The organism is Pseudomonas sp. S44 (assembly GCF_016624805.1).
GTDB classification, from domain to species: domain Bacteria; phylum Pseudomonadota; class Gammaproteobacteria; order Pseudomonadales; family Pseudomonadaceae; genus Aquipseudomonas; species Aquipseudomonas machongensis.
Genome location: NZ_JACVTY010000010.1, coordinates 85,291 through 109,743 on the forward strand (window position 1 = coordinate 85,291; position 24,453 = coordinate 109,743).

The following is a 24,453-nucleotide window of genomic DNA, read 5'->3' on the forward strand; positions in this document are numbered from 1 at the left end:
CGCTCACGGTTTTTCCGTGGCGCTGTCTTCGTCGGTGTCCTGGGCCTGAGGCACCTCTTCCACAACCTCAGCTTCAACGTTCGCGGCTTCGACCTCAGGCGTTGTGATCACCGCCGGCGGCGCGGGTGGCTCGCGCAGGCGGTTGAGCTCAGGCAGGCCGAGCTTGAGCAGGCGTGCAGTCTTGCTGCTGGCGATCTTCTCGTTGCCCTGGGTCGGTAGTGCCCGCGACAACTGGCCGGCCAGGTTCATCGCCAGAATCTCTCGCGAATACACGCCACCACCCAGCTGATAGATCGCAGCGATCAGCTCGCGCAGGTTCAGCGGCAGGCGCCAGCGGGTGCGCAGGGCCGAACCGAATGGCGCGCCAAACTCATTGAGCGACAACTGCACCTGGTCTTCGTCCAGCTCGCCACCGGCCAGACGCCACTCCTGCAGGGTACGCAACACGGCCAGGTCACCCAGGCAATGCAGCAGGCCCGCGCAGTAGCAGCGCTCCTGGTCCAGCTCGAGCATGCGTGCCAAGGTACGCGCGAATTCGGCGGTATGCAGCGAGATGTTCCAGAAGCGCGCGGCATGCTGCGCCAGCAGCGGGTCGCTCAAGCGTGCGCTGCGCTTCAGCGTGAGGCCCAGGATCAGGTTCATGCTCTGGGTGCTGCCCAGCTTGTTCAGCGCCTGCAGCAGGGTCTGCACCGGCGCATCGCTATGCATGGCGGCACTGTTGGCCGCGGCGATGAGCACGCCGGTGATCTGCGGGTCATTGCGCACCTCCTCTTCCAGCACACGCAGGTTCAGCCCCTGCGGGTTGAGGGCGCGCTTGATCGCCACCTGTACATCGGCAAACAGCGGGCCGCCATCGGCAGTAGCGCGGCGCTGCTCGAGGTAGGCCGGCAAGCTGGCACCCGGCTGAAGGGGCGGCACGGGGCAGGCGATCTGCTCGCCGACTTCGAGCAACAGGTTTTCCAGGCGTTTGCGCAGGTTGTCCAGGTTCAGCGGTTTGCTCAGGTAGGCGGTGGGATGCAGCGGCAGCGCTTCTTTCACACTGGCGCTGTCAGTGCGTTCGCTCATGAGGATGAACGGCAGCCCAGGCTTGTCGCTCTTGGCGCGCACCTTGCGCAACAGGTCGAGGCCATCGACACCGGACAGCTCTCGGGCGGCGATGATCAGGTCGGGCTTGCTCGACAGCGCCGTCAGGGCCTGGGAGCCATCGGCACAAACCTCCAGCCGGGCATCGCAGCGCACGCTGAGCAGCATCTCGCGAAGCATGTCGCGCACCCAGGGATCGCTCTCGGCGATCAGCACGCGGGGTGGGAGGGGGTCTGCAGCGCTCATGGGCAACTCCTGAATAATCCTGACACGCAGTCCATCGCGGCTTCCAAACACGTCCATCGGTTAACCATAGCGCCACCTGCCGCGAATTGGCATAAAAAAACCCGCGATGGCATGCAGTTCACAGTTTGTTCATCTTCGTCGCAGCATCCGTGCATGCATTAACTACCACCTCGCCCAGCGCCCGCCTGGCTCTAGTGATGCCCCCATCACAAAGCCGTACAACACGCACGGCCAGCGAGGAGCTCATGACGCTCAACCTTTCATCCATCACCCAACACGCCCTTTCGACCCTGCGCACCCGCATCGACCAACGCCTTGAAGAGCACCCCTCGCTTGAGCGCATGGGGCTGGTCAATCTGGACCAGGCTCTGACAGACGCAGAAGCTGCGAGCATCGAGCTGACGATCAGGAGCGCCGTGCACGCTTACTGGGAGTCGCTCGAAAAGCCCGCCATGACGAGGCGCCAGTGTCACATCGAAGATATCGAGGCCACGCTGCGCCGATTGCTCGATGTCCAGATCGCAGCCGGCAGGATCCATCCGATCTATGCCACCTGCCTGCCCGCTTCGCTCGATCAGAATGACCTGAGCATCAGCACCCTGAGCCTCAAGCTCGAGGCAAGCCGCACAGCCACACTGCATGGCTGCCTCATGTTCAGCCTGGACAGCGGCCCGACCCTCGTGTGGCTCGCAGGCCGGCAATGGGCCGCTTTCGCCACGCGCGACCTGGCAATCGCAGCGCTGACCGCGCTGGTGAACCAGCCGGTGGCCAGGGCCAGCATCACCGATACCCTGCCCCGCACGCAGCGCCTCGCGATGACCCAGCCATCGGCAGTGCAAACCTACGAACAGCGCCACTGGGTGATCAGGCCCGCACCGCGCAAGGCCTTTGCCGAGCTGCATCGACAACTGCGCAGCCTGCAACTGCACGATATCAAGCACGCCTTGCAGGCCGGGCTGGCGCCTGGTGAATCCCGTTCCGGGCGCGTCGAGGATGCCCTGCGCCTGCCGCTTGCCCTTGGGCCAGGCAGCGCGCTCGACGCCACCCTCGACGAAGCACTCAAGACACCGCCAAAAGCACCTGAATGGCTGCGATACGCGCCTGAGGACCAGGCCAGTCAATGCCTGAAGGCACTCCAGGAATACGACCACGCGCGTGCCGCCATGCTCAGTGCGCTGGGCGCCTGCGACAGTATAGAAAGCTTCGCCGCGACCCATCTGCGCAGCAGTATCGCCAACGACCTGGGCCTGGACCTGGACCCCGAGCAGATCATGCTGGTGACCAAGCGTACGCTGCCCGAAACCGCCGCCCCCTACGAGATCCGGCGCAGCCTTGTGCACCTGGCGTTGCAGGGCCTGCACGACGGCGACGACCAACCGGCCTCGGAATTCATCACCGCCACGCGCTTCGAGCAACAAGACCGGCCACTGCCTGAGGCGTACGCCACACTCACGCCCGCTTATGTCTGCAAGCTGATCGAAACACTGGCGCTGCACGGCAAGTTCGCCCCCGCACAGAGAGCCGCACACAAGCAGGACAGCAGCCGGTCGCTGATGAACGCCGCCCTCTTGCAGCAGATCGCGGCCCAAGCCTGGTGCGCACGCCTGCAAGGCCAGATCACGCCCGATGACCAGCAGACGCTGGCAACCTTCGCCGCCGGAAGCGGCACGGGCTACGACAGGTTGTCCAGTGCCAACCTGCTCCTGGCGGACCAGTACCTGCTCAGCGATGCCCTGCTGGTGCGCCAGGAAGACGCCGAGGGAGGCCTGCAGCGTCTGTTGCTCTGCTGCCCGCAACATCCGCACAAGCCGGTGCTGGGTTTCGACAGCGAACGGCAGTTGCTCGTCGAGGTGGTGGGCTGGTTCGCAGAAGCGGACACCCAGGCCTACCTGCTGCAGAACGTGATAGCCCAGCAGCGCACCTCGTTCGCCGCCCTGATCAGTCAGATCGCCAACAAGCCATTCCCGCAGACACAGCAACAGCCCGCCAGCACCGAGATGCAGGTCTGGGACACCTGGTACCTGGATATCCGCAGGCAGCGTCAGCAGATCCCTACCCCGGAAAAGCTCTACGAGCAGTTCATGACACTGGTGCGCTTCACGGGCCAGGAAGGGGTCAAAGCCCTGACCCAAAACCGCATCGAGGTTGCCGAGGCCAACACAGCCGCGCGCGCACCCGCCTGGTTGCGGGCGGCCAGTGCCTCCCAGCGTGGCCAGCTGACGCGCCTGGAAGACCAGATCCAGGCTGCAGAGCAGCAGTATGCCGAGGCCAAGCATGCGCAACTGCCGGATTTCGAGGCGTATGTCCACGCCCAGGCCCGTGACAAGCTCAAGCAGTTGCTCGGCAACCGTGACGACAGCATCGATCCGGACAGCGTGATCATCAAGTCACCCAGGGAGACCCTTACCTACACCCAATTGCTGCGCAACGGCTATGACGACAGCCTGGGCTTGTTCACGGCCACAGCGGATACCACGGCAACCCTCGAAGGCCCCGACGGGGTTGATCTTTCGGCGTTGACGCCGCAGTCGGTCACAGGCTCCGTACGCGGTCAGTGGGTATCCGACCGCTACGTCAGCCTGATCGAGGAGACCCTGCTCTCACCCATACACACCGGCTACGCCTGGCGTCGTCGGCAGAGCGTGTTGATCGTACAACTGCAGATGCAACTGGCGGCGCTGCGCAGCCTCCTGCAAGGGCATCTGGATGCCGACCAGTACGCCTGGCTGCTGGCGAGCATCCAGAGCATGCACCGGACTGCCGACACCCAGCGTGAGCGTCATGCGTTCTACCGATTGGTGGTGCGTATCGACAACGAGTTCCTGGCCGACGAGCCGGCAATCGGCAAGTTGTTCAACGCGCTGTACCGGATCATGGGCAAGACCCCGCCCTACCGCGAAGAAGTCATCCTCGGTTGCTACCTGCTCAAGTCGCCGGAAGGACACCCCTCGCAGACGTTGCTCTACACTCCCGCGGCTGCAGACGGCATCGACTTTCGGCCCTTCAGCAGCTTCGTCCAGTCGCTCGCCACCCCAGGCATGATCGACTACTACAAGGACCGCAGTCGCAGGCAAGCCGGGCAACTGCTGGCCTTCCTGTTCAAGGACCTGCGCGAGGGCGGAGCGAGCCCGGTGCCAAGCGTGCCCGAAGCCCCCACGGACGACCTGCGCATCCTGTGCTACGACGATGGGCTGCGCCAGCGCATCGTCGATGTGCGCGATGTCACCAAGGGTCGCGCCGACATGATCGCGAGCATCGTCTGGAACACGCTGGAAACGGTGGTCCAGATCGTGACGCTGCCCTTCCCGCCTGCCGCCTTCACAGTGGGCGCCGCACTTGCCCTGCGCGACTATGTCGGCGCACTGAGCGCATTCATCAATCGCGATGCCGGCACCGCGAGCCTGTACCTGTTGTCTTCGCTGCTCAACGGCGCAGGCGCCTATGGTGACCTGGCGCACGGCATGAAAGGTTTTGGCAGCCTGCTACGCAATGCCGAGCGGCTGCCCAGCCAACCACGGCGCTGGGCAGACACGAAAACGGCAGTGCTCGGTCTCACCGAGCGTGAGCTCAAGCCCGTCGAGCTGAAGGGCCAGTCGGTGCTGCTCGGCCCCCCTTCCGCACAGGGATTGGCGCGGATAGCCAGGCGTAACGCAAGCGGTGAACTGATCGACACCGGACGTTACGCCCGGCAGGACAAGCTGGGTGACTGGACCCCGGTGGAGCACGCGGAAAACACTATCGGCCAGCCAGTCCCCGACAAGCACGCCGTCGCCATCTCGCTGGAAGGTGGCACACCGGCAACTGGCACACATGCGCAAGGTGTCACCCTGGTCAATGGCCGCCACTACGTGCAGATCGATGACCAGGTGTTCCAGGTGCAATTCGATGCGCAAACCGCGCAATGGTCGATCATCGATCCGGACAATCCCTTCGCCTTCTTCGGACGCCAGCCATTGGCGCGCCAGGCGGACGGTACCTGGAAGCGCGTCGACAGTGGCGGGTTGCGGGGTGGGAACCCTGGCGATAACAACCTGGTACCCCCGCCTGAAACCGTAACCCCACCTGTGGCGGGTGGCGACAACGTCGTGAGCCTGCCCAGCGACCGCTCGAGCTTCTGGGATATCCACATGAAAGAGGACGCGGCGCAAAGCGAACTGCTCTCGAACCAGGCCCAGGCCCGTCATCGCGCGCTGTTGGACGACACCGACATCGCCCGCCTGGAGGATGGCGAAGATGCGCACATGGACGAACATGATTTCGAGTGCCTGCAAACCGACGAAGGCATCACCTACACCTACAAGGAAGACGAAGACTACGTAAACCGCCTCATCGGCAACTACACGGATGAAAACTCGCAAATCAACAGCTACCTGCGCCGCGGGGTGCATGAGTTCCCGTTCTGCGATTCGGACACTTTCGTCGACAAGCTGGTGGACTCGCTGGAAACCCTGCCCAAGAGCAACACGGTCGCTCTCTACCGCGGAGGCAACGGAACGAGAAGCACATCGGGCGCGCACTTTCGCAGCGGAAAACTCAAGAAGGGCGATGTGTTGGTCAACTCGGACCTGACGTCCTTTACCGAGAATCCCTACGTGATACGCGCCTTCGCCAGCGATGAGCTGTCCTCGCCGGACATCGTGAAGGGCACGTTCGACGACACATCGGTGGTTTTCGAGATACCCGCGGGCCAATACCAGAGCGGGGTGCCCATAGCACCCCTGTCATGGACAAAAACAGAGGCGGAAACCCTGTTCCCGCCAGGGTGCCGTTTCGAGATCGAAGACATCGGCGAGGTCGTGGGTGACGACTTCCGCTTCGTCAATGTGAAGCTCAAGGAGATCCCGAGCACAGCGCCCGTGGTGCACCCGGTATACGATCTGCGCACTGGCAACCCGTTCAAGCGCGACGAGTACGCCGCCATGCTCAAGAACGACGACCTGGTCGAACGCTTCTTCCCTGCTGCCGACTGGACACCTCCCAGCCCTTCGAGCACCTGATCCTCAGGTTGAAAAAAAACGCCTAGGCAATGCCTGGGCGTTTTTTATCGGCTACGCGGATCGGCAATCAAGCCAATTCAGCGAAGCACTCTTCGATGATGGCCAGGCCTTTGTCCAGCAGGGCGTCTTCGGCGGTCAGCGGAACCAGGATCCGCAGAACGTTGCCGTAGGTGCCGCAGGACAGCAGGATCAGACCCTTGTCACGGGCCTTGGCGACCACTTGGGCCACGGCGGCAGCATTCGGGGTGTGGGTGCCCTTCTCGAACACTTCCACGGCGATCATCGAACCCAGACCACGGACGTCACCGATGATCGAGTGCTTCTTCTGGATTTCACGCAGGCCGGCGGTCAGGCGCTCGCCAACGGCCTTGCTGCGGTCCAGCAGTTTCTCTTCTTCGAACACCTGGATGACGGCCAGGGCCGCGGCGCAGGCGATCGGCGAACCGGCGTAGGTGCCGCCCAGGCCACCTGGGGCGATGGCGTCCATGTATTCGGCCTTGCCGCACACACCGGCCAGCGGGAAGCCGCCAGCGATGGACTTGGCGAAGGTGGTCAGGTCAGGCGCGACGCCCATCTGCTCCATGGCGAAGAAGGTGCCGGTACGGCCCGCGCCGGTCTGCACTTCGTCGGCGATCAGCAGGATGCCGTGCTGGTCGCACAGGGCGCGCAGGCGCTGCATCAGCTCTTTCGGCGCTGGCAGGAAACCGCCTTCGCCTTGTACTGGCTCAAGGATGATCGCAGCGATGTCGCGTGGCTCGGCGTCGTTCTTGAAGATGCGCTCGACCGACGCGATGGCGTCATCGACGCTCACGCCGTGCAGCTCGCTCGGGAACAGGGCACGGAACACGCCGCCTGGCATCAGGCCCATGCCTGCGGAGTACGGCACGACCTTGCCGGTCAGGCCCAGGGTCATCATGGTACGACCGTGGTAGCCACCGGTGAAGGCGATCACACCGGCACGGCCAGTGGCGGCACGGGCGATCTTCACGGCGTTTTCAACGGCTTCGGAGCCGGTGGAAACCAGCAGGGTCTTCTTGTCGAAGTTACCCGGAACCAGCTTGTTGATCTTTTCGCACAGCTCGACATAAGGCTCGTAGGCCAGCACCTGGAAGCAGGTGTGGCTGACCTTGGTCAGCTGCTCTTGAACGGCAGCGACCACTTTCGGGTGCAGGTGGCCGGTGTTCAGTACTGCGATGCCGCCGGCGAAGTCGATCAGTTCGCGGCCTTCAACGTCGATCACCGTGGAGTTCTTCGCCGACTCGACGAAGATCGGGTGGATCTGGCCGACGCCACGTGGGACGGCGGCGACACGGCGTTGCATCAAGGATTCGTTGGTCTTGCTCATAATGCCCTCATTCGCGCCGACTCTGACGGCGCTGTTATTCGGGGGTGGCTGGGTGTGCCTGCGAACAGTATTCGTTGATCGACTGTCACCGGCGCCCTGGCCACCAGGTACTGCATGTCAAAAAAACCAGCGAGACGTCGCTCTCGCGCCCCGCTGGCAGAGGTAAAGCCCTTAGCGCATCAGACGCTGATGCACAGGTATTTGATTTCGAGGTAGTCCTCGATGCCGTACTTGGAACCTTCGCGGCCCAGGCCCGAGGCCTTGATACCGCCGAACGGCGCGACTTCGTTGGAGATCAGGCCGGTGTTGATGCCGACCATGCCGTATTCCAGGGCCTCGGCGACGCGGAACACGCGGCTCATGTCGCGGGCATAGAAGTACGAGGCCAGGCCGAACTCGGTGTCGTTGGACATGGCGATGACTTCGGCCTCGTCCTTGAAGCGGAACAGCGGCGCGAGCGGGCCGAAGGTCTCTTCCTTGGCGACGGCGGCAGTCTTCGGTACGTCGACCAGGATGGTCGGCTCGAAGAAGTTGCCTTCGATCAGCTTGCCGCCGGACAGCACCTTGGCGCCCTTGGAGACGGCGTCCTCGATGTGCTCCTGGACCTTGGCGACCGCCTTGTTGTCGATCAGCGGGCCAGTGGTGGTGCCTTCTTCCAGGCCGTTACCGATCTTCAGCTTGCCAACGGCAGCCTTGAGCTTCTCGGCGAACGCGTCGTAAACACCGTCCTGCACATAGATACGGTTGGCGCAGACGCAGGTCTGGCCGTTGTTGCGGTACTTGGAGATGATCGCGCCCTCGACTGCCTTGTCCAGGTCGGCGTCGTCGAACACGATGAACGGAGCGTTGCCGCCCAGCTCCAGGGAAACCTTCTTGATGTCCTTGGCGCATTCTTCCATCAGCTGGCGACCGATTTCGGTCGAGCCGGTGAAGGACAGTTTGCGTACCAGGGAGTTGCCAGTCAGCTCGCCGCCGACTTCGCCGGCGCTGCCGGTAACAACGCTCAGCACGCCAGCCGGGATACCGGCGCGGGTGGCCAGCTCGACCAGGGCCAGGGCGGAGTAAGGGGTCTGCGAAGCAGGCTTGAGCACCATGGTGCAGCCAGCGGCCAGGGCCGGGCCGGCTTTACGGGTGATCATCGCCGCCGGGAAGTTCCACGGGGTGATGGCCGCGGTGACACCGATCGGCTGCTTGATGACAATCAGGCGCTTGTCTGGCTGGTGACCCGGGATGGTGTCGCCGTAGACGCGCTTGGCTTCTTCGGCGAACCACTCGATGAACGAGGCGGCATAGGCGATTTCGCCCTTGGCTTCGGCCAGCGGCTTGCCCTGCTCGGTGGTCATCAGGCGAGCCAGGTCGTCCTGGTTCTCGATCATCAGCTCGAACCAGCGGCGCAGCTTGTTCGAACGCTCCTTGGCGGTCAGGGCACGCCAGGCCGGCAGGGCCTTGTCGGCGGCTTCGATGGCGCGGCGGGTTTCCGCAGCCCCCATCTTCGGCACGGTACCGATGACTTCGCCGGTGGCCGGGTTGGTCACCTTGATGGTCTGACCGCTGTCCGCATCCAGCCATTCACCGTTGATGAAGGCTTGCTGGCGGAACAACTGAGCGTCTTTGAGCTGCATGTCGGCTTCCCTTGACCGCGCCGCGCTGGCACGGAACGTCTTGTTGATTGTTGAAAGGCGCCCCTGGTGGGGCTGCCGTCAGGAATTCTGGCACCCAAACGAGCCAAGTGTTCAATATTGGGCATCGAGCGTTTGAAATCTCAAACGAATGCTAAGCGGGTGCTGGGGTGTTGGACAATAGGCTGTTCGAAAAAAAGAACGAATGGTCTTTAGACAGCGCTGGCCCTATCGCGGGACAAGCCCGCTCCCACAGGTTGTGGGAGCGGGCTTGTCCCGCCCCCCCCCCCCCCCGGTGGTGGGGGGGGGGGGTTGCCCCCGCGATAGGGCCAGCAAAGATTAGACGATCGAGCTGACGAAAATGTGATGCCGCTCTATCAGAAGGCCTTGTCCAACTCGATCACCAGAGCCCGATACCCCACACTCCCCGGCTGACGGCTGTGCACCTTCAATTCCACCAGCACCTCCTGAGTGCCACGGCGCACCTCATTGAGCACCGTAGTGGTGAGCTTCTCCGGCGTCAGGTAGCCCACCGAGGCGGAATAGATGAACTGGGTATCGGTCTCCGGACGGTAGGCCACCACCGAAGTGATCGGGCTATACCACTCGTCGCCTCGCTCCTTGCCGTATTCCCACACCTGCTCGACCGTACCCTTGGCCTCATCGATGCGGTACTCCACCGCGCGGCTGTAGTTGCCGCTGAGCTTGGTCGGGGCGAAATCGCGGCCCCAGCCGTTGTCGAACACCGTCAGCGTGCCCTTGCCGGTGAGCCAGGCGGTGTGCTGCGTCCACGACCAGTCGAAGCCATCGCCGCCGACTGGCGTCAGCACCTTGGCCTTCAGCCGCGCGGGCCAGCCCTGGGGCGAGGCGAGGATCCACTTCACCTGCTTGTCACGCCCGATCTTCACCACCCCTTGATGACGCGCTGAAACGATGATGCTGTCGTCATCGGCGTCGTAGTCGATGGCATTGACATGCGCCCAGTTGCGCCCGGTGCCGACGCCGGGAGTGTCGCAGAACGGCAGATCGCCTTCGGCCAGCTCGTTGGCCAGGCGCTCGTCCTGCTTGTGCACGCCCGCCGGCAACTGGATCGCCGCCTTGCCGAGGGTTTCCAGCAGGTCGCCGCGGTAGGGGTCGAGGATCTGGTTGAGGTCCCAGAAGTCCAGGACATCCCCCGCCTCGTCAACCTCGATGATGTGGTCGCGGATCGAGCGCACGCGCTTGCCGTCCGGTCGCCGGTAGTCGCTGGTGCCGACGCGCAGCAGGTAGGTGCCCTGAGCCGTTTCGCGGATCTCGTGGGAGAAGTCGGCGAACTTGTCCGGCAGGTTGCGCTGCCAGACGCGCCGCCCCAGCAGGTCGAACTTGGAGTAGGTCTGGCCCTGGCCCCAGATCAGCTTGCCGTCGCGGGTCTGCTGGAAGCCCATGGTCCCCCCCAGGCCATCGCGGCGGTTGGAGTCGTGGATCTGCTCGATATCCAGGTACCAGCGCACATCGCCATTGCTGTCGGCGATCCAGTTGTTGCCGACCTGATCCCACTCGGCAGCACCGCCCAGGCCGTTCCACTTGAAGGCACGGCCACCGGGGATCTCGCCCAGCAGGTGGTTGAACAGGTAGAGACGCTTCTCGAAGCCCGGCGCCACCTTGATCGGTTCGACCAGCGGCAGCGCCGCCGTCTGTCTCGCCACTACCGGCAGGCGCACGGCCGGGGCGTAGATTTCATAACGCTCGCGCACGCGCTCACCGTCGAGCTTGTAGCTGACCTCGACCTGGTTGACGTGGTCCGGGTAGAGCCCGAACACCGGGATGCCGCCGTAAGTCCACAGCGAGCGGTTCGAGACGTCGTAGGCAATGTCCACACCCCGCTCACCACGGCCCAGCACACGCACATGGGCGTTACTGATGGTGCGCCCGCCGTCGCGGATGATCGCAGTCAGCGGCGCCAGGCGGTACGGGTTGACGACGATGTCCCCTAGCAGCGCCTGGTCGTCGGTGGGCACTTTGGCGGTGATGCAGGCGCCCTCGGGCAGGGCGGGGGTTTCGGTCTTGGCGTTCATGGCAAAGCTCCTTGTCCTCAGAAGTCGTAGCGGGCGGTGACGCCCACGGTGCGCGGCGTGCCGAGCACGCCGGCATAGCCGCCGTTGGCGGAATTCCACAGGCTGGTGAAATAGGTCTTGTCGCCGGCGTTCTTCACCCACAGCGACAGGTCGAGCACGCCGTCGCCCTGGTCCAGGCGCACGCCGGTGGAGAGGTTGACGATGGCGTAGCTGGGGATCTGGCCGTAGTCCGAGTCGTCGATGGTGCCCACTGCGCGAGAGCGGAAGGCATAGCTGGCGGTGACATAGGGCTCGATGCGCTCGGCCAGTTGCCACTTGTACTGGGCGTTGAGGTTGGCGATGTACTTGGAGGCACCGACCACCTGGTGGCCGGACAAGTCGCAAGTCGCGGCGGCGTTGACCAGGCTGACCTCCGGCGGGCACGGGGCGTCCTTGTACTCGGTGTAGCGCACGTCGTTCCACGAACCGTTGAAGTTCAAGGTCAGGCCGCGCAATGGCACGGCCGTGGCCTCGAATTCGAAACCACGCGAGCGCACGCTGCCGGCGTTGGCCAGGTACTGCACGCGATTGACCTGGTCGTAGACGTTGGCCTGGTAGCCATGTACTTGCGCCCAGAACAGGTTGGCATTGAGTTGCAGGCGGTTGTCGAGCAGCGTGCTCTTGACCCCGAGCTCGGCGTTGTTGACCCGCTCGGTGCCGACCTGCAGCGAGTCGGTGCCCAGGCGCGGGGCGGCGCCGACGGTCAGGTTCACGCCACCCGACTTTTCGCCGTGCGAAAGGCTGGCGTAGCCAAGCACCTCGTCGTTGAAGCGGTAACTCAGGCTCAGCAGCCCCGACGGCGCGAAACTGTACTGGCTGAGGTCGCCCGAATCGTAGGCCCCCACGCGGCCCTGGCGTGCTGTCGCGGCTGCACCGGTGACCGCGGCACCGCCAAAGGGATCGTCGCGGGTCACCCAGGCATTCTTCTCTTCATAGGTGCCGCGCACGCCTGCGGTGAAGTCCAGGCGCTCGGTCAGGTGCCAGGTGCCCTGGGCGAACAACGCGTAGCTATCGGTATCGATATGGCCGTTGCCGAGGGTGGTGACGTTGGCCAAGGCTCCGGCCGGGGTGGCGTTCCAGATGTCGGCCTGGGGGCCGTAATAGGTGAACGACTTGTTGTCCAGGTCCTGCTTGAAGTAGTAGGCCCCCAGCACGTAGTCGAAGAAGCCGCCGGTGGGCGAGGCCAGACGCAGTTCCTGCGAGTACTGCTTGTCGCGCACCGACACGCCCGCGTTGTAGGCGGCGGGCACGTTGAGGCCGTCGTCGTTGCGTGGCGTGAAATCCCACCAGCGGTAGGCGGTGATCGAGGTCAGGGTGAAGTCGTTGGGCAGCGTCCAGTTGGCCTCGACCGAAGTGCCGCCCTGGAACACCTTGACCATCTGGTCGGCATCGAAGTTGACCTTGCGCTTCTTGCCCGACACCAAGGTGGCGCCAGCCTGGCTGGCCAGGCTTTCGTAGCGGTTGACGCCGTTGATGGTCGGGCCGGTGCTGTAGAGGCTGAGGATGCCGTTGTTGGAGTCCTCTTCGTTGTACTCGCCGATCCAGCGCAGGTTGAAGGTATCGCTGGGCTTGAACAGCAACTGGGTGCGAAAACCCTGGCGCTTGCCACCGTTGAGATCGTCGCCGTTGTAGAGGTTCTTCACATAGCCGTCGTCCTCGGTGCGGTAAGCGCTGATGCGCCCGGCGAGGGTGTCGGTGATCGGGCCGGAGAAACTGCCTTGCGTTTGCCAGTAGCCGTCCTCGCCCAACGACGATTGCACGCTGCCCTCGCGCTGGAAGGTCGGCTTGCGTGTGGTGATGTTGAGTACCCCGGCCGTGGTGTTCTTGCCGAACAGCGTGCCCTGCGGGCCACGCAGCACTTCGAGCTGCTCGACGTCGAGCAGGTCGAACACGGCCATGCCGGGGCGCCCCAGATAGACGTTGTCCAGATACACCCCGACGCTGCCTTCGAGGCCATCGCTGGCCGGGTTGTTGCCCAGGCCGCGGATCGAGATGCTCGACTGGCGCGCATGGACGTAGGCGACATTGGTGCTGGGCACCAGTTGCTGCAGGTCCTGCACTCGGTAGATACGCTGGGTTTCCAGGGTTTCGCTGCCCAGCACGCTGATGGGCGTGGGCACGCTCTGCGAGGTTTCCTCGCGGCGCCGGGCATTGACTGTGACGGTGCCAAGCTTGGCGTCCTGTTCGACGGTGGGCGCAGCGTCGGCAGGCGCCGGCTCGGCGAGGACATGACCGGCGGTCGCCAACAGCACACCAGCGGCCAGGGGTTGCAGGGTGAACAGCGACGCACGCGTCGGCCAACGGAAAACTCGCGACATGCAGATGCTCCTTGAGGCATGGGCCCTGGCGAGCATTTCCGTTGACGGAACCGAATCGCAGTCAGAGGGGCTTATATTCTTTTAAGAGATATAAATATTTGCATTTCATATTTTGTGGAATAAGTAACTGCATTTATAAGGTTCACAACCCTTGTCAGCAATTGCATTTCACCGAAAGTTTTCATGTAGAAAATGCATATCGATCTCCGTCAGCTTCGCCACTTCATCGCCCTGGTCGAGCACCGCAGCTTCGTCGCCGCCGCCGCGGCCGTGAACCTGTCGCAATCGGCCTTCAGCCGCAGCATCCAGACGCTGGAGCACAACGTCGGCTGTCGCCTGGTCGACCGCGCCAGCAAGGAGCTGACACCGACCCGCCAGGGCCAGTTGGTACTGGAGCATTCGCGGCGCCTGGTGCATGGCGCGCACAACCTGGTCAACGAGATCAACCAGTTCAATGGCGCGACGACCGGCATGGTGCGCTTCGGTTCGGGGCCGGCGCCTGCCGGTGGGCTGGTGCCACGCGCGGTGGCGCGCTTCGTGACCGAGTTTCCGGCGGCGCGCACCTGCTTCCAGGTGGATAACTGGCAGGCGTTGAACCGCAGGCTGATGGCCGAGGAGATCGAGTTCTTCGTCGCCGACACCCGTCAGTTCGAAGCCGACCCGGACTACCGGGTGCACAAACTCACGCCGCAACGCTGGTACTTCTGTTGCCGCGCCGGGCATCCGCTGACCGAGCGCAACGAGGTGCGCGCGCGTGACCTGTTCGACTACCCGATGGCCACCACCTTGCGCCCGCCGAACATCCGCAAGGTGCTCAGCGAGATGAGCGGCCGCCAGGACTTCCTGCCCAACGTGGAGTGCGAGCATGGCTATGCGCTGCTCAACGTGGTGATGCAATCGGACACCATCGGCATCGCCTGCCGGGGCAACTTGCGGCCTTATCAGGACGAAGAGCGGCTGGTGGCGCTGGAGCTGGTGGACCTGACGGCGGAACAGGAAGAGGCTTGCCATACCCGCTACGGCATCGTCAGCCGGGTGGGCTATGGGTTGTCCCCATTGGCGCAGGGGTTGGTGCGGCAGTTGATTGCTTGTGATGGGGAAGGTTAGGGATCGGTCGTGGACTTTTCGCGGGCAAGCGCGCTCCCACAGGGAGCGGACTTGCCCGCGAAGAAGCCGACACACCCGCTACAGGATCACCCCTTGCGTGTGGTCCGACTCAACTGCCCATCCACCCCCACCGGCACCTCACCGGCCAGGGTCACCCGCCGCACGATCCGCGGCTGGGTACCGTAATCGTCCACCGCATAGTGCTGCGTCGCGCGGTTATCCCAGATCGCCACGTCCCCCGCCTGCCAGCGCCAGCGCACGGTGTTCTCCAGACGCGTCACATGCCCCTGCAGCAAGTTGAACAGGTGGTTCGAATCCGCCTGTGAATACCCCTTGATGCGCTTGACGAAGTGCCCCAGCTGCAACACCCGTTCACCGCTGATCGGGTGCACGCGCACCAGCGGATGCTCGGTCTCGTACACGGTCGAGGTGAACACCTTGCGATAGCGCTCCAGCCGCTCGGGGTCCACATCCGGCTTGGCGCCGGCATAGTCGTACTCGTTGCTGTGCACGGCCCAGAGCTTGTCGGCCAGCTCGCGCAGTGGTTCAGGCAGCTCTTGATAGGCGCTCGCGGTGTTGGCCCAGACCGTGTCGCCACCGGAGGCCGGCGCCACCACGCTGCGCAGGATCGACGCCTTGGGGTAGGCGTCGACGAAGGTCACGTCGGTGTGCCAGGAGTTGGCGCGCTGGCCCTCGGCACCGTCGAGCTGCAACAGGTAGCGGGTGCCATCGACCACCGGCACGGTGGGGTGAGCGATTGGCTCGCCGAGCCGCTTGGCGAAGGCTTCCTGGCCCTGGTCGTCGAGGTGGGTCTGGTTACGGAAGAAGATCACCTTGTACCGCACCAGCGCCGCCTGGAGGGCGTCGACGGTGGCAGTGTCCAGGTCAGCGGACAGCTTCAGGTTGCGGATCTCGGCACCGATGCGGCCGGCGACCGGATGGATATCGAGTTCCAGGGCTTGTGGCGCGGCGGCCAATGCGGCGTTGCTCATGTCGTGCTCCTTACGATGGATTCAGCGGGCGGCCTGGACGGCCTGTTCCTGTTGCAGGGCGGTATCGATGAAACGAGGATCGATCCAGTCGGATACCTGGAAGCTGCGGCGAATCAGGCGCTCCTTGGCGGCCAGGTCGACGCCCTGCTGCAGCAGGCCGACGAATTCGCCGTCCAGGCGCGGATCGAAGTAGTGGGCGAGGTTTTCCTGGGCCAGGTCATCGCTGAGCACGCTGCGCGGCCAGTTGGCGGTGCTCGACACCAGATCCAGGTACGCCTCGCGGTTGCGCTCGTCACGCAGCCAGTTCACCGCCTGCTGCTGGGTGCTGACCAGGCGCTGGACCAGGTCCGGGTGCTTGCGGATGAACTCGCCCGTGCCTACGAGTACCGACTGGGTACTGCCAGCGCCTTTGAGGTCGCGCGAGTTGACCGGCAGCTCGACCAGCCCGCGGTCACGCAGCGACAGCAGGTTCGACAGGCCCCAGGTGGCGTCGATCTGCTTGGCGGCGAGCGCCGCGTTGGACGCGTTGAAGTCCAGGTTGATGACTTTCAGGTCGCGCTCCGAGAGGCCCTGGCTGGCCAGGGCGCTGGCAAACGACAGCTGGTTGGCGGTGCCACGGAACACCGCCACGCGCTTGCCCTTCAGATCCGCCAGGCTGCGGATGCCGGAGCCCGGCACCACCCCCAGGTAGCTCTTCACCCCACGCACCCCGGCCGCCAGCACATGGGTGTCCAGGCCGCTGGACTTGCCGATGATCGCGGCCAGGTCGCCCAGGTAGGCGAAGTCTGCCTGGCCGTTGGCCAGAGCTTCGTTGACTGCGGGCCCGGCACCCTTGAAGAAGCGCCAGTCGATGCGGATGCCATCCTGGGCGAAGGCTTTTTCCAGCAATTGCTGATCACGCAGCACATCGACCACGCCCCCGGCGCTGGGTTTGCTGCCAGCGCTCAGGTCAGGCACGGCGATACGGATGACCTCGGGCTTGGCGCTGTCAGCGGCCTGAGCGGCCAGCGGCAGGACGCTGCACAGCGCGGCGAGCAATAGGTGGCGGAACGGGGTTTTCATGGCATGGCTCCTTGGCAGGCTGCCGCCGGCGATGACCGGCGCGTTGGCCAAACGCTAGGCCGCCCCGCTTAGAACCGGCAAAGACCGAAAACTCATGCTCAAGTAACCGAAAGCTATAAATGAGCAAAGACGCGGCTCTGCGCCCGGCTTGCGCAGGACGCATCGCAAATATGAGCAAAACGCAATGTCCGGGGGCTTCCCGATGCACAGGATGCATGCTCTTATTTCTTTGATATTGGCATTGAATATTTTTTATTCCTTTAGCGCATAAGCTTGAAACGCTTCAAGAGAGGGATCGATGAGCGAGAGCACGACAGCGTTGAGCCAGGGCGGTTGGCGGGTATCCTTCGCGAGGCGCGGCTGGGCAGACAAGGCGATCCCCTGGGTGATCCCGGTCGCCGTGGCGCTTTTGTGGTGGGTGGCCAGCCAGCGGCACTGGATGAGCGAGCAGATCCTGCCGGCTCCGTCATTGGTCTGGCAGACGGCCCTGGAGTACGGCTCGGGCGAGCTCTGGGGCCACCTGTGGATAAGCCTGCAGCGCCTGCTCTGGGGTCTGCTCGCCGGGATCGTCAGCGGCCTGTTGCTCGGCACCTGGCTGGGCAGCTCTCGCCGCGCCCAAACCCTGGTGCTACCAACCTTCATCGCCCTCGCGCAGATCCCGACACTGGCCTGGATCCCGCTGTTCATGCTGTTCTTCGGCATCGGCGAATGGCTCAAGCTGGTGGTGCTGGTCAAGGCCGTGGTGGTACCGGTCACCCTGCACACACTGATCGGTATACGCGACGCCCAGCCCCGGCTGCGCGAGGCCGCCGCCGTGCTGCGCCTGCCGCCACACCTGTTGTTCCTGCGCCTGCTGCTGCCCGCCGCCCTGCCCGCGTTCCTGGCCGGCGTGCGCCTGGGCCTGGCAACCGGCTGGACCTCTTTGCTGGCAGTGGAACTGCTGGCCTCCAGCGAAGGCATCGGATACCTGATGGTCTGGGGCCGGCAGTTGTTCATGCTCGACCTGGTGTTTCTCTGCATCCTGCTGATCGGTGTGGTCGGGGCCGGCATGGAACACGGCTTCTCGCGCCTGGAGCGCCGGCTGCTGTACTGGCCGCAGTCGGCGACCGGCGAACAACGCCAGCGTGATACCTCGCGCGCCTGGCAGGGATGGCTGCTGCCGCTGGCGTTGCTGGCGTTGTGGCAGGCCTGCAACAGTTTCGGTTGGGTCGACGGCAATATCCTCACCTCACCGCTCGAGGTGCTGCGCAGCCTGATTGGCGGCCTGTTCGATGGCTCGCTCCCCGACGCCATGGCGCGCAGCCTGCAGCGCACCCTGCTCGGCCTGCTGCTCGGCGGTGGCGCAGGCTTTGCCGTGGGCCTGGTGCTGGGATTGTCGCGCACCGGCGAGCGCCTGTTCGGGCCAAGCCTGTCGGCGCTGCGCCAGGTCGCGCTGTTCGCCTGGGTGCCGCTGCTGACCGCCTGGTTCGGCCTGGGTGAAGGGTCGAAGCTGGTGTTCGTCGGGCTGGCAGCGTTCTTCCCGTTGCTGATCGCCACCCAGCGTGGCATCGCCAGCCTGTCGCCGCAGCTTGGGGAAGCGGCACGCACACTGCGCCTGGACCTGCCCCATCGCCTGCGCCTGCTGGTGTTGCCCGGCGCCGCCCCGGCTATTTTCGCCGGCCTGCGCCTGTCGTTGATCTACGCCTGGCTGGGCACCATCGGCGCGGAATACTTCATGCCTTCGGACGGCGGTATCGCCAGCCTGATGCTGGGCGCTCAACAGCTGTTTCGCATGGACCAGGTGATGGCCGCGATGGTGCTGATCGGCCTGGTCGGTGCCCTGCTCGGCAACCTCGGACAACGCCTCGAATCGCGCGCCACGCGCTGGAGAACCGCATGAACGCCTTCAACACCTCGGCCCTGCACGCCGCCAATCAACCCGACGCCACCCCGCCGCTGGTCAGCTTCGAAAACGTCGGTAAGACCTTCAGCGTCGACGGCCAACCGTTCGAGGCCATTCGCGGCTTCGACCTGTCGATCAACGAAGGTGAATTCATCGCCATCGTGGGCGCCTCGGGCTGCGGCAAGTCCACCCTGTTGCGCCTGCTGGTGGGGCTGGACAACGACTTCAACGGCAGCATCCGTATCGACGGCCAGCCGGTGACCGGCATCGGTGGTGAACGCGGCATCGTGTTCCAGGAGCATCGCCTGTTCCCTTGGCTGACGGTCGAGCAGAACATCGCCCTGGGCCTGGTCAACGACCCGCTCACCCAGGGCGAGCGAGCGCGCAAGGTGCATGAGTTCGTGCAACTGGTGGGGCTGACGGGGTTCGAGTCGGCCTATCCGCACCAGCTTTCCGGAGGCATGGCACAGCGCGTGGCGATCGCCCGCGGGCTGGTGGCAAGCCCGCGCATCCTGCTGCTGGACGAGCCCTTCGGCGCACTGGATGCCTTGACCCGGCAGCAGTTGCAGGACGAATTGCTGGCGATTCGCGAACGGTCGGGGGTGACCATCTTGCTGGTCACCCATGATGCCGAAGAAGCCACGTATCTGGCCGACCGAGTGGTGGTGCTGGAGCCACGGCCAGGGCGGATCAAGGCGGTGGTCGAGATCGAGCTGCCGCATCCGCGCTTGCGCACGGGCGTGGCCTTGCACGGCCTGCGCGAAAAGGTGCTGCAGCAGATCACCGGGGCGGGTGACCACCTGAGGCCTGCGCCGAGCCGGGTGGAAGGATTGCGGCCGGAACTGATTGCGCTGTGAGTGCTTCGCGGGTAAGCCTGCTCTTGGAGGCTTGGGTTCGCATGCAACTTCTGTGGGAGCGGGCTTGCCCGCGACGCAGCCTGCCAGGTCACTGCAGCTCGCGCAAATACGCCCAGGGATAGATCCCTCGATCATGCCCATCGCTGAACATCAGTTGCAGGCCATATCCCTGCAGCTCGATGCGCTCTATCCGCACATCTTCCGCCACCAGGCTGATCCCGCCACGCAACCTGGCCGCACGGCACTGCGAGCAAGGGCAAGCACCGCGCAGGCGAGCATGGCTGATCACCTGGCGCACCTCGCCCCACTGCAGCGCCAGCTCGCCCTCGCTGCGCTGGTTCGACACGCCACTGGGCACATCCATCACGCCACACCCTGCAACTGCGCCAGGGCGATACGTATTGCCTTGCGCACTTCGGGGTCGCTGTCGTCTTCGGCCCCCCGCAGCACCGCCAAAGCCCGCGCATCGCCCAGCTCGCCCAGGGCCAGGGCTGCCTCCTTGCGCAGGTTGGCGATGCCATGGCCGAGCAGCACGGCCAAGCCGTCCAGCGCTGGGCGGTGGCGCAGGCGGCCAAGCGCCCGGGCGGCCCGCAGACGCACTTGCCAATAGCTGTCATTCAACGCGGCAATCAGTGCATTGCCTGCCTGCGCCTCGCCCACCTTGCCCAAGGTCGTGGCGGCTTCTTCGCGCACCTGCCAGGCGGGGTCGCCCAGCGCGGCAATCAACGCCGGCAATACACTGCCGTCGCGGGCCAGGCCCAGTGCGCCAATGGCCGCGCGGCGCACGTCGGTATCCACCTCTTCACCAGCCAGCCGCGCCAAAGCCGGCAATGCCGGCTCATGCTTGAGCCAGCCAAGAATCCCCACCGCCTCACGGCGCACCGCTGCCTCGCCATCGCCCAGCGCCAGCAGCGCAGGTGCGGCGGCTTCTTCCAGGCGCAACTCGCGCAGGGCGCGCAGGGCACTGGCACGCACGAAAGGCTCGGCGTGATTGACCCACGGCAAGATCAACAGCCCTGCCTCCAAGCTCTTAAGCTCACTCAGGCTCTGCGCCGCCGCCAGGCGCACGGGTTCGGCGGCATCGGCCAACGCCGCACACAGGGCCTGCACCACTTCGGGTTCCTCCCAGGCCTCCAGCAGGCGCGCGGCCTCGGCGCGCACTTCGGCGTGGGTGTCGACCAACAGCGCATCGGTCAGCCAAGGCAGGCTTTCGGGGTCTTCGAGATCGGCCAGCTCGATCAGCGCGATGCGCCGTACGCCTGCGTCGCCATCGCCCAGGCGTGGCAGCAGGTCGAGGATGTCGGGGTTGTCGGTGATTCGATCAGTCATAGGGCGATCCGTAACGCAGGAGGGTCGGTGTCGGGCAGGCCCAACGGTGTCAGGCGCGGCAGTTCGCGGCCTTCTTCATGGCGCAGCAGCGCCAGGCAGTGACGCTTGAGGTGGGTGAACGCCGGGCTGGTCAGCAGGCTCGCGCGACGCGGGCGGGCGAAGTCCAGCCGCAGGTCTTCGATGAAGCGCCCGGGGCGCGGGCTCATCACCAGGATGCGGTCGGCCAGGAACAGCGCTTCGTCGATATCGTGGGTGACGAACACCACGGTGGTGCGGATGCGCGTCCAGATATCCAGCAGCAACTCCTGCATGCGCGAGCGGGTCTGTGCGTCGAGGGCACCGAAGGGCTCGTCCATCAACAGCAGGCGCGGATGGTTGATCAGCACCCGGGCAATCTCGGCCCGTTGCTGCATGCCGCCAGACAACTGGCTGGGCCAACGCTCGGCGAAGTCGGCAAGCCCCACGAGTTGAAGCATTTCATGGGCGCGGCGCTGGCGTTCGGGCTTGGCCACCCCCTGCATCTTCAGGCCGAAAGCGACGTTGTCGAGCACGCTGCGCCAGGGCAGCAGGGTATGGTGCTGGAACACCATGCCGCGCTCGGGCGACGGGCCGTCGATGGGCTGGCCATCGACGTGCAACCGGCCGCCGGCCGGCATCAGGTGGCCGGCCAGGGCACCGAGCAGGGTGGACTTGCCACACCCGGAGGGGCCAAGGATGCACACGAATTCGCCCGGGGCGATGGCAAAGTCCAGCGCCTGCACGGCCTCGAACGCCTCGCGGCCCTGCCCCAGACGTATCGACACGCCCTGCGCCTCGATACGCCCCGGCGTTGGCGCCTGTTGATAACGGCCCATCACGAACTCCTCCGCGCGCGGTACCAGGGCGTGGCCAGCGCACCGAGGCGCTTGACCAGGGCACTACTGCCCATGCCCAACAGGCCGATCAGCAACATCCCGACGATGATGTCCGGGTAGTTCTGCAAGGTGTAGGACTCCCAGGTGTAGTAGCCAATGCCGAACTGCCCGGAGATCATCTCGGCGGTCACCAGGCAGAACCACGAGGTGCCCATGCCGATGGCCAGGCCCGTGACGATGCTTGGCAATGCACCAGGCAGCACCACTTCCCGCAGGATCGCCCAGCGCCCTGCCCCCAGGCTGCGCGCCGAGGCGACCAGCCGTGGGTCGACCGCCTCGACGCCATGCACGGTGTTGAGCAGGATCGGGAACAACGCGCCGGTGAAGGTGATGAACACCATCGACAGCTCCGAGGACGGAAACATCAGGATCGCCAGGGGAATCCACGCCACCGCCGGGATCGGCCGCAGCACTTCCAGCGGCGGTAGCAGGGTGTCTTCGGCCCATTTCGAGCGACCGATCAACAGCCCCAACACCACCCCCAGCACTGCTGCAGCCAGATAGCCGGCGAATACCCGCGACAGGCTGCTGCCCAGGTGCGCCAGCAGCGCATTGGAGGCCAGCAGCTGCCAGGCCGCATCGAGCACCGCGCCCGGCGTCGGCACGTAGGTAAAGGTGAACAGGCCGAAGTTCAGCTTGTGGCTGGCCGCCACCTGCCAGAACAGCAGGCAGGCCAGCAACGAAGCCAGGCGCAACGGCCAGCGCGCGAGGGAACGGCTCATGTGGATTCTCCCGGCTCCATTCACTCAGCGCTGAGCGATGAGCTTGCGGTTGGCGTCGCCGAAGTCCAGCGCTTCGCCGCCGTGGGCCTTGGCGTACTGCTCAGCCTGGTCCTTGAGCAGGAAGGCTGACAGCTCGCCCTTGGCGTTGCGCACGAACCACGCCTGGTTGGCCAGCAGCTTGATGCCGCTGTCGGCGGCCTGGGCGTAGATCGCGCGGATATCCTTGCCCTCCTGCTCGAGCTGGGCGAGGGCGCTAAGGGCGGCTTCCGGCGAGGCGTAATGACGGACCTTGTCTTCGCCGCGCACCCAGATCTGCGCCAGGCGGCTGAAGTCGGTGATCGGCTTGCCGGTCAAGGCGTCATTGGCATTCAGCGGCGATGGGGCGTAGTTCTTGAGTGCCTTGTCGTAGTCCAGGCCAGCCTGCTTGAAGGCTGCGCGGATGTACTGGTCGTCGATGAAGCGGTCGGTGTCCAGGCCGCGATCGGTCTTTTTCAGCAGCTTGAGGGTGTCGATCGAGGTGTTGACGGCCTGGCGATACTCGGGCTTCCAGGTCAGATCGCGGGTCTGCAGGCCGAGGGGGCCGTGGAACAGGTAATTGACCTCGGCCTCGATGCCGGTGACCTTCTCGATCAGCTCGCTGTACTTTTCAGGTTCGGCCGCGATCAGGCGATCGGCTTCAAGGCTGGCGCGCAGGTAGGCGGTGACCACCTCCGGGTATTTCTTCGCATAGTCCGCATCGACCAGTGCGCCGTGGAAGGTCGGCGCGTTGGCCTGGGAGCCGTCGTAGATCTTGCGAGCGAAGCCACGGTTGGGGAACAGCTCGGCGAAGGGCACGAAATCGGCGTGGGCCTCGATGCGGTTGCTGCGCAGGGCAGAACCTGCAATTTCCGGGGCCTGGGCGATGATCCGCACATCCTTCTGCGGGTCCCAACCCTGGGCGGCGATGGCGCGCAGCAGCATGCCGTGGGCGGTGGAGGCGAATGGCACGGAGATGGTCTGGCCCTTGAGTTCGGCCAGCGACTGCACGCTGGAGGCGGCGGGCACCACGATGCCGTTGCCGCTGCCATGCACGCTGCCCGACAGCACGCTGATGAACAGGCTGCGCTTGCCGGCATCGAGGTGGGCGACACCGTTGAACGAGCCGGGGAAGTCGGCCATGGCGCCGAAGTCGAGCTTGCCGGCGACCATTTCGTTGGTCAGCGGCGCGCCGCTGGTGAAGTTCTTCCACTCCACCTGGTAGGACGCGTCCTTGTACTTGCCGTCGTGGGGCAGGTACTTCTCCAACAGGCCCAGCTCACGGATCAGCAGGCCGCCAGTGGCGCAGTTGATGGTGGTGTCCTGGGTGCCGATGGCCACACGGATGGTTTCGGCGCTGGCGTTCAGGCCAGTGATCGCCAGCGCGAGGCCGGCCACGGTTGCTGCAAGGCGCATGGGTGTTTCCCCTCGAATCGTCTAGGTATTGGAATCGTCTCCGCCACCAGGCTTGGGTGGTGGGAAACGAGGGGCATTGCAAAGGGGCGTCCGGTGGTTCGCCGGATGGCGGGGGTGTTTTCAGCGCAGCAGGTAGGGGATATCCACCTTCACGGCGCCGGTCGGGCAGTCTTTTTCGCAGGGCATGCAGTACCAGCACTCGTCGAAGGCCATGTAGGCCTTCTGCGTGGCTGGGTTGATGGCCAAGAGGTCCATCGGGCACACCTCGACGCAGACGGTGCAGCCTTTTTCGGCGATGCACTTGTCTTCGTCGATGGTGACCGGGGCGCTGCTGCGAAAGAAGATTTCCTGGGGTTGGTAGGCCATTTCACGGGGTCCTCGGGGCCTTTGGCCCTCGTTTCTATAAGGGTGCGCGCGCCCCTGTGGGAGCGGGTTTACCCGCGAACCAGGGCAAAG

The 24,453-nt window shown here is 64.8% G+C and carries 17 protein-coding genes; 4 read left to right on the forward strand and 13 right to left on the reverse strand.

The window, feature by feature from the left end; all coding sequences use genetic code 11:
• Positions 1 to 3: 3 nt before the first annotated feature.
• On the reverse strand, positions 4 to 1,329 hold the full coding sequence (locus IAE40_RS10395) for a response regulator (RefSeq protein ID WP_125930998.1): 1,326 nt from the start codon (positions 1,327 to 1,329) through the stop codon (positions 4 to 6).
• Positions 1,330 to 1,574: 245 nt separating this feature from the next.
• On the opposite strand from IAE40_RS10395, the gene IAE40_RS10400 reads away from it, so the two are divergent.
• Positions 1,575 to 6,326 (forward strand): dermonecrotic toxin domain-containing protein, encoded by a 4,752-nt coding sequence (locus IAE40_RS10400; RefSeq protein WP_200603127.1) that lies wholly within the window; start codon positions 1,575 to 1,577, stop codon positions 6,324 to 6,326.
• 67 nt (positions 6,327 to 6,393) lie between these two features.
• On the opposite strand, the gene gabT is transcribed toward IAE40_RS10400, so the two are convergent.
• The 4 genes from gabT to IAE40_RS10420 all read right to left on the reverse strand — a co-directional run bounded on the left by gabT (position 6,394) and on the right by IAE40_RS10420 (position 13,701).
• Entirely contained in the window at positions 6,394 to 7,671 is a 1,278-nt protein-coding gene (gene gabT, locus IAE40_RS10405; protein ID WP_063542182.1) for a 4-aminobutyrate--2-oxoglutarate transaminase, read from the reverse strand.
• 179 nt (positions 7,672 to 7,850) lie between these two features.
• Positions 7,851 to 9,293 (reverse strand): NADP-dependent succinate-semialdehyde dehydrogenase, encoded by a 1,443-nt coding sequence (gene gabD, locus IAE40_RS10410; RefSeq protein WP_054891643.1) that lies wholly within the window; start codon positions 9,291 to 9,293, stop codon positions 7,851 to 7,853.
• A gap of 374 nt (positions 9,294 to 9,667) precedes the next feature.
• Positions 9,668 to 11,344, reverse strand: coding sequence for an aryl-sulfate sulfotransferase (locus tag IAE40_RS10415; protein ID WP_200603128.1), 1,677 nt, complete (start codon positions 11,342 to 11,344; stop codon positions 9,668 to 9,670).
• Between the two features lie 17 nt (positions 11,345 to 11,361).
• Positions 11,362 to 13,701: a TonB-dependent receptor gene (locus IAE40_RS10420; protein ID WP_200603129.1), complete on the reverse strand. Its 2,340-nt coding sequence runs from the start codon at positions 13,699 to 13,701 to the stop codon at positions 11,362 to 11,364.
• A 192-nt stretch (positions 13,702 to 13,893) separates the two neighbouring features.
• Between IAE40_RS10420 and IAE40_RS10425 the strand changes: the two genes are divergently transcribed.
• Entirely contained in the window at positions 13,894 to 14,808 is a 915-nt protein-coding gene (locus tag IAE40_RS10425) for a LysR family transcriptional regulator (RefSeq protein WP_200603130.1), read from the forward strand.
• Positions 14,809 to 14,894: 86 nt separating this feature from the next.
• Here the strand turns inward: IAE40_RS10425 and IAE40_RS10430 are convergent, their stop codons facing one another.
• Both IAE40_RS10430 and IAE40_RS10435 read right to left on the reverse strand, forming a co-directional pair.
• Positions 14,895 to 15,800 carry a TauD/TfdA dioxygenase family protein gene (locus IAE40_RS10430; protein WP_054891639.1) on the reverse strand — a complete coding sequence of 302 codons (906 nt, stop codon included), beginning with the start codon at positions 15,798 to 15,800 and terminating at the stop codon, positions 14,895 to 14,897.
• Positions 15,801 to 15,821: 21 nt separating this feature from the next.
• Positions 15,822 to 16,862, reverse strand: coding sequence for an ABC transporter substrate-binding protein (locus tag IAE40_RS10435; protein WP_153772487.1), 1,041 nt, complete (start codon positions 16,860 to 16,862; stop codon positions 15,822 to 15,824).
• Positions 16,863 to 17,160: 298 nt separating this feature from the next.
• Between IAE40_RS10435 and IAE40_RS10440 the strand changes: the two genes are divergently transcribed.
• Together IAE40_RS10440 and IAE40_RS10445 are read left to right on the forward strand one after the other, a co-directional pair.
• A complete protein-coding gene (locus IAE40_RS10440) occupies positions 17,161 to 18,741 on the forward strand; it encodes an ABC transporter permease (RefSeq protein ID WP_200603131.1) in 1,581 nt (526 codons plus the stop codon).
• Positions 18,738 to 19,601: an ABC transporter ATP-binding protein gene (locus tag IAE40_RS10445; protein WP_200603132.1), complete on the forward strand. Its 864-nt coding sequence runs from the start codon at positions 18,738 to 18,740 to the stop codon at positions 19,599 to 19,601. The genes IAE40_RS10440 and IAE40_RS10445 overlap by 4 nt, the downstream gene beginning before the upstream one ends.
• An 88-nt stretch (positions 19,602 to 19,689) precedes the next feature.
• Here IAE40_RS10445 and IAE40_RS10450 read toward each other — a convergent pair whose 3' ends face one another.
• The 6 genes from IAE40_RS10450 to IAE40_RS10475 all read right to left on the reverse strand — a co-directional run bounded on the left by IAE40_RS10450 (position 19,690) and on the right by IAE40_RS10475 (position 24,363).
• Positions 19,690 to 19,965: a DUF971 domain-containing protein gene (locus IAE40_RS10450; protein ID WP_153772489.1), complete on the reverse strand. Its 276-nt coding sequence runs from the start codon at positions 19,963 to 19,965 to the stop codon at positions 19,690 to 19,692.
• The gene (locus IAE40_RS10455) at positions 19,965 to 20,930 is read right to left on the reverse strand and encodes a HEAT repeat domain-containing protein (RefSeq protein WP_200603133.1); all 966 of its coding nucleotides are present in this window, start codon (positions 20,928 to 20,930) and stop codon (positions 19,965 to 19,967) included. Before IAE40_RS10455 ends, IAE40_RS10450 begins: the two co-directional genes overlap by 1 nt.
• On the reverse strand, positions 20,927 to 21,784 hold the full coding sequence (locus IAE40_RS10460; RefSeq protein WP_200603134.1) for an ABC transporter ATP-binding protein: 858 nt from the start codon (positions 21,782 to 21,784) through the stop codon (positions 20,927 to 20,929). The genes IAE40_RS10455 and IAE40_RS10460 overlap by 4 nt, the downstream gene beginning before the upstream one ends.
• The gene (locus IAE40_RS10465) at positions 21,784 to 22,566 is read right to left on the reverse strand and encodes an ABC transporter permease (protein ID WP_065861707.1); all 783 of its coding nucleotides are present in this window, start codon (positions 22,564 to 22,566) and stop codon (positions 21,784 to 21,786) included. The genes IAE40_RS10460 and IAE40_RS10465 overlap by 1 nt, the downstream gene beginning before the upstream one ends.
• A gap of 24 nt (positions 22,567 to 22,590) precedes the next feature.
• Positions 22,591 to 23,997, reverse strand: a complete 1,407-nt coding sequence (locus IAE40_RS10470) for an ABC transporter substrate-binding protein (protein WP_200603135.1) — start codon at positions 23,995 to 23,997, stop codon at positions 22,591 to 22,593.
• Positions 23,998 to 24,117: 120 nt separating this feature from the next.
• The gene (locus IAE40_RS10475) at positions 24,118 to 24,363 is read right to left on the reverse strand and encodes a 4Fe-4S dicluster domain-containing protein (RefSeq protein ID WP_008096634.1); all 246 of its coding nucleotides are present in this window, start codon (positions 24,361 to 24,363) and stop codon (positions 24,118 to 24,120) included.
• Positions 24,364 to 24,453: the final 90 nt, after the last annotated feature.

Coding starts and splice junctions, on each gene's coding strand:
- IAE40_RS10430 (WP_054891639.1), bottom strand. CDS start 15,800: ATGAGCAACGCCGCATTGGCCGCCGCGCCACAAGCCCTGGAACTCGAT.
- IAE40_RS10450 (WP_153772489.1), bottom strand. CDS start 19,965: ATGGATGTGCCCAGTGGCGTGTCGAACCAGCGCAGCGAGGGCGAGCTG.
- IAE40_RS10475 (WP_008096634.1), bottom strand. CDS start 24,363: ATGGCCTACCAACCCCAGGAAATCTTCTTTCGCAGCAGCGCCCCGGTC.
- IAE40_RS10400 (WP_200603127.1), top strand. CDS start 1,575: ATGACGCTCAACCTTTCATCCATCACCCAACACGCCCTTTCGACCCTG.
- IAE40_RS10470 (WP_200603135.1), bottom strand. CDS start 23,997: ATGCGCCTTGCAGCAACCGTGGCCGGCCTCGCGCTGGCGATCACTGGC.
- IAE40_RS10465 (WP_065861707.1), bottom strand. CDS start 22,566: ATGAGCCGTTCCCTCGCGCGCTGGCCGTTGCGCCTGGCTTCGTTGCTG.
- gabT (WP_063542182.1), bottom strand. CDS start 7,671: ATGAGCAAGACCAACGAATCCTTGATGCAACGCCGTGTCGCCGCCGTC.
- IAE40_RS10415 (WP_200603128.1), bottom strand. CDS start 11,344: ATGAACGCCAAGACCGAAACCCCCGCCCTGCCCGAGGGCGCCTGCATC.
- IAE40_RS10455 (WP_200603133.1), bottom strand. CDS start 20,930: ATGACTGATCGAATCACCGACAACCCCGACATCCTCGACCTGCTGCCA.
- IAE40_RS10395 (WP_125930998.1), bottom strand. CDS start 1,329: ATGAGCGCTGCAGACCCCCTCCCACCCCGCGTGCTGATCGCCGAGAGC.
- gabD (WP_054891643.1), bottom strand. CDS start 9,293: ATGCAGCTCAAAGACGCTCAGTTGTTCCGCCAGCAAGCCTTCATCAAC.
- IAE40_RS10435 (WP_153772487.1), bottom strand. CDS start 16,862: ATGAAAACCCCGTTCCGCCACCTATTGCTCGCCGCGCTGTGCAGCGTC.
- IAE40_RS10440 (WP_200603131.1), top strand. CDS start 17,161: ATGAGCGAGAGCACGACAGCGTTGAGCCAGGGCGGTTGGCGGGTATCC.
- IAE40_RS10425 (WP_200603130.1), top strand. CDS start 13,894: ATGCATATCGATCTCCGTCAGCTTCGCCACTTCATCGCCCTGGTCGAG.
- IAE40_RS10460 (WP_200603134.1), bottom strand. CDS start 21,784: ATGGGCCGTTATCAACAGGCGCCAACGCCGGGGCGTATCGAGGCGCAG.
- IAE40_RS10420 (WP_200603129.1), bottom strand. CDS start 13,701: ATGTCGCGAGTTTTCCGTTGGCCGACGCGTGCGTCGCTGTTCACCCTG.
- IAE40_RS10445 (WP_200603132.1), top strand. CDS start 18,738: ATGAACGCCTTCAACACCTCGGCCCTGCACGCCGCCAATCAACCCGAC.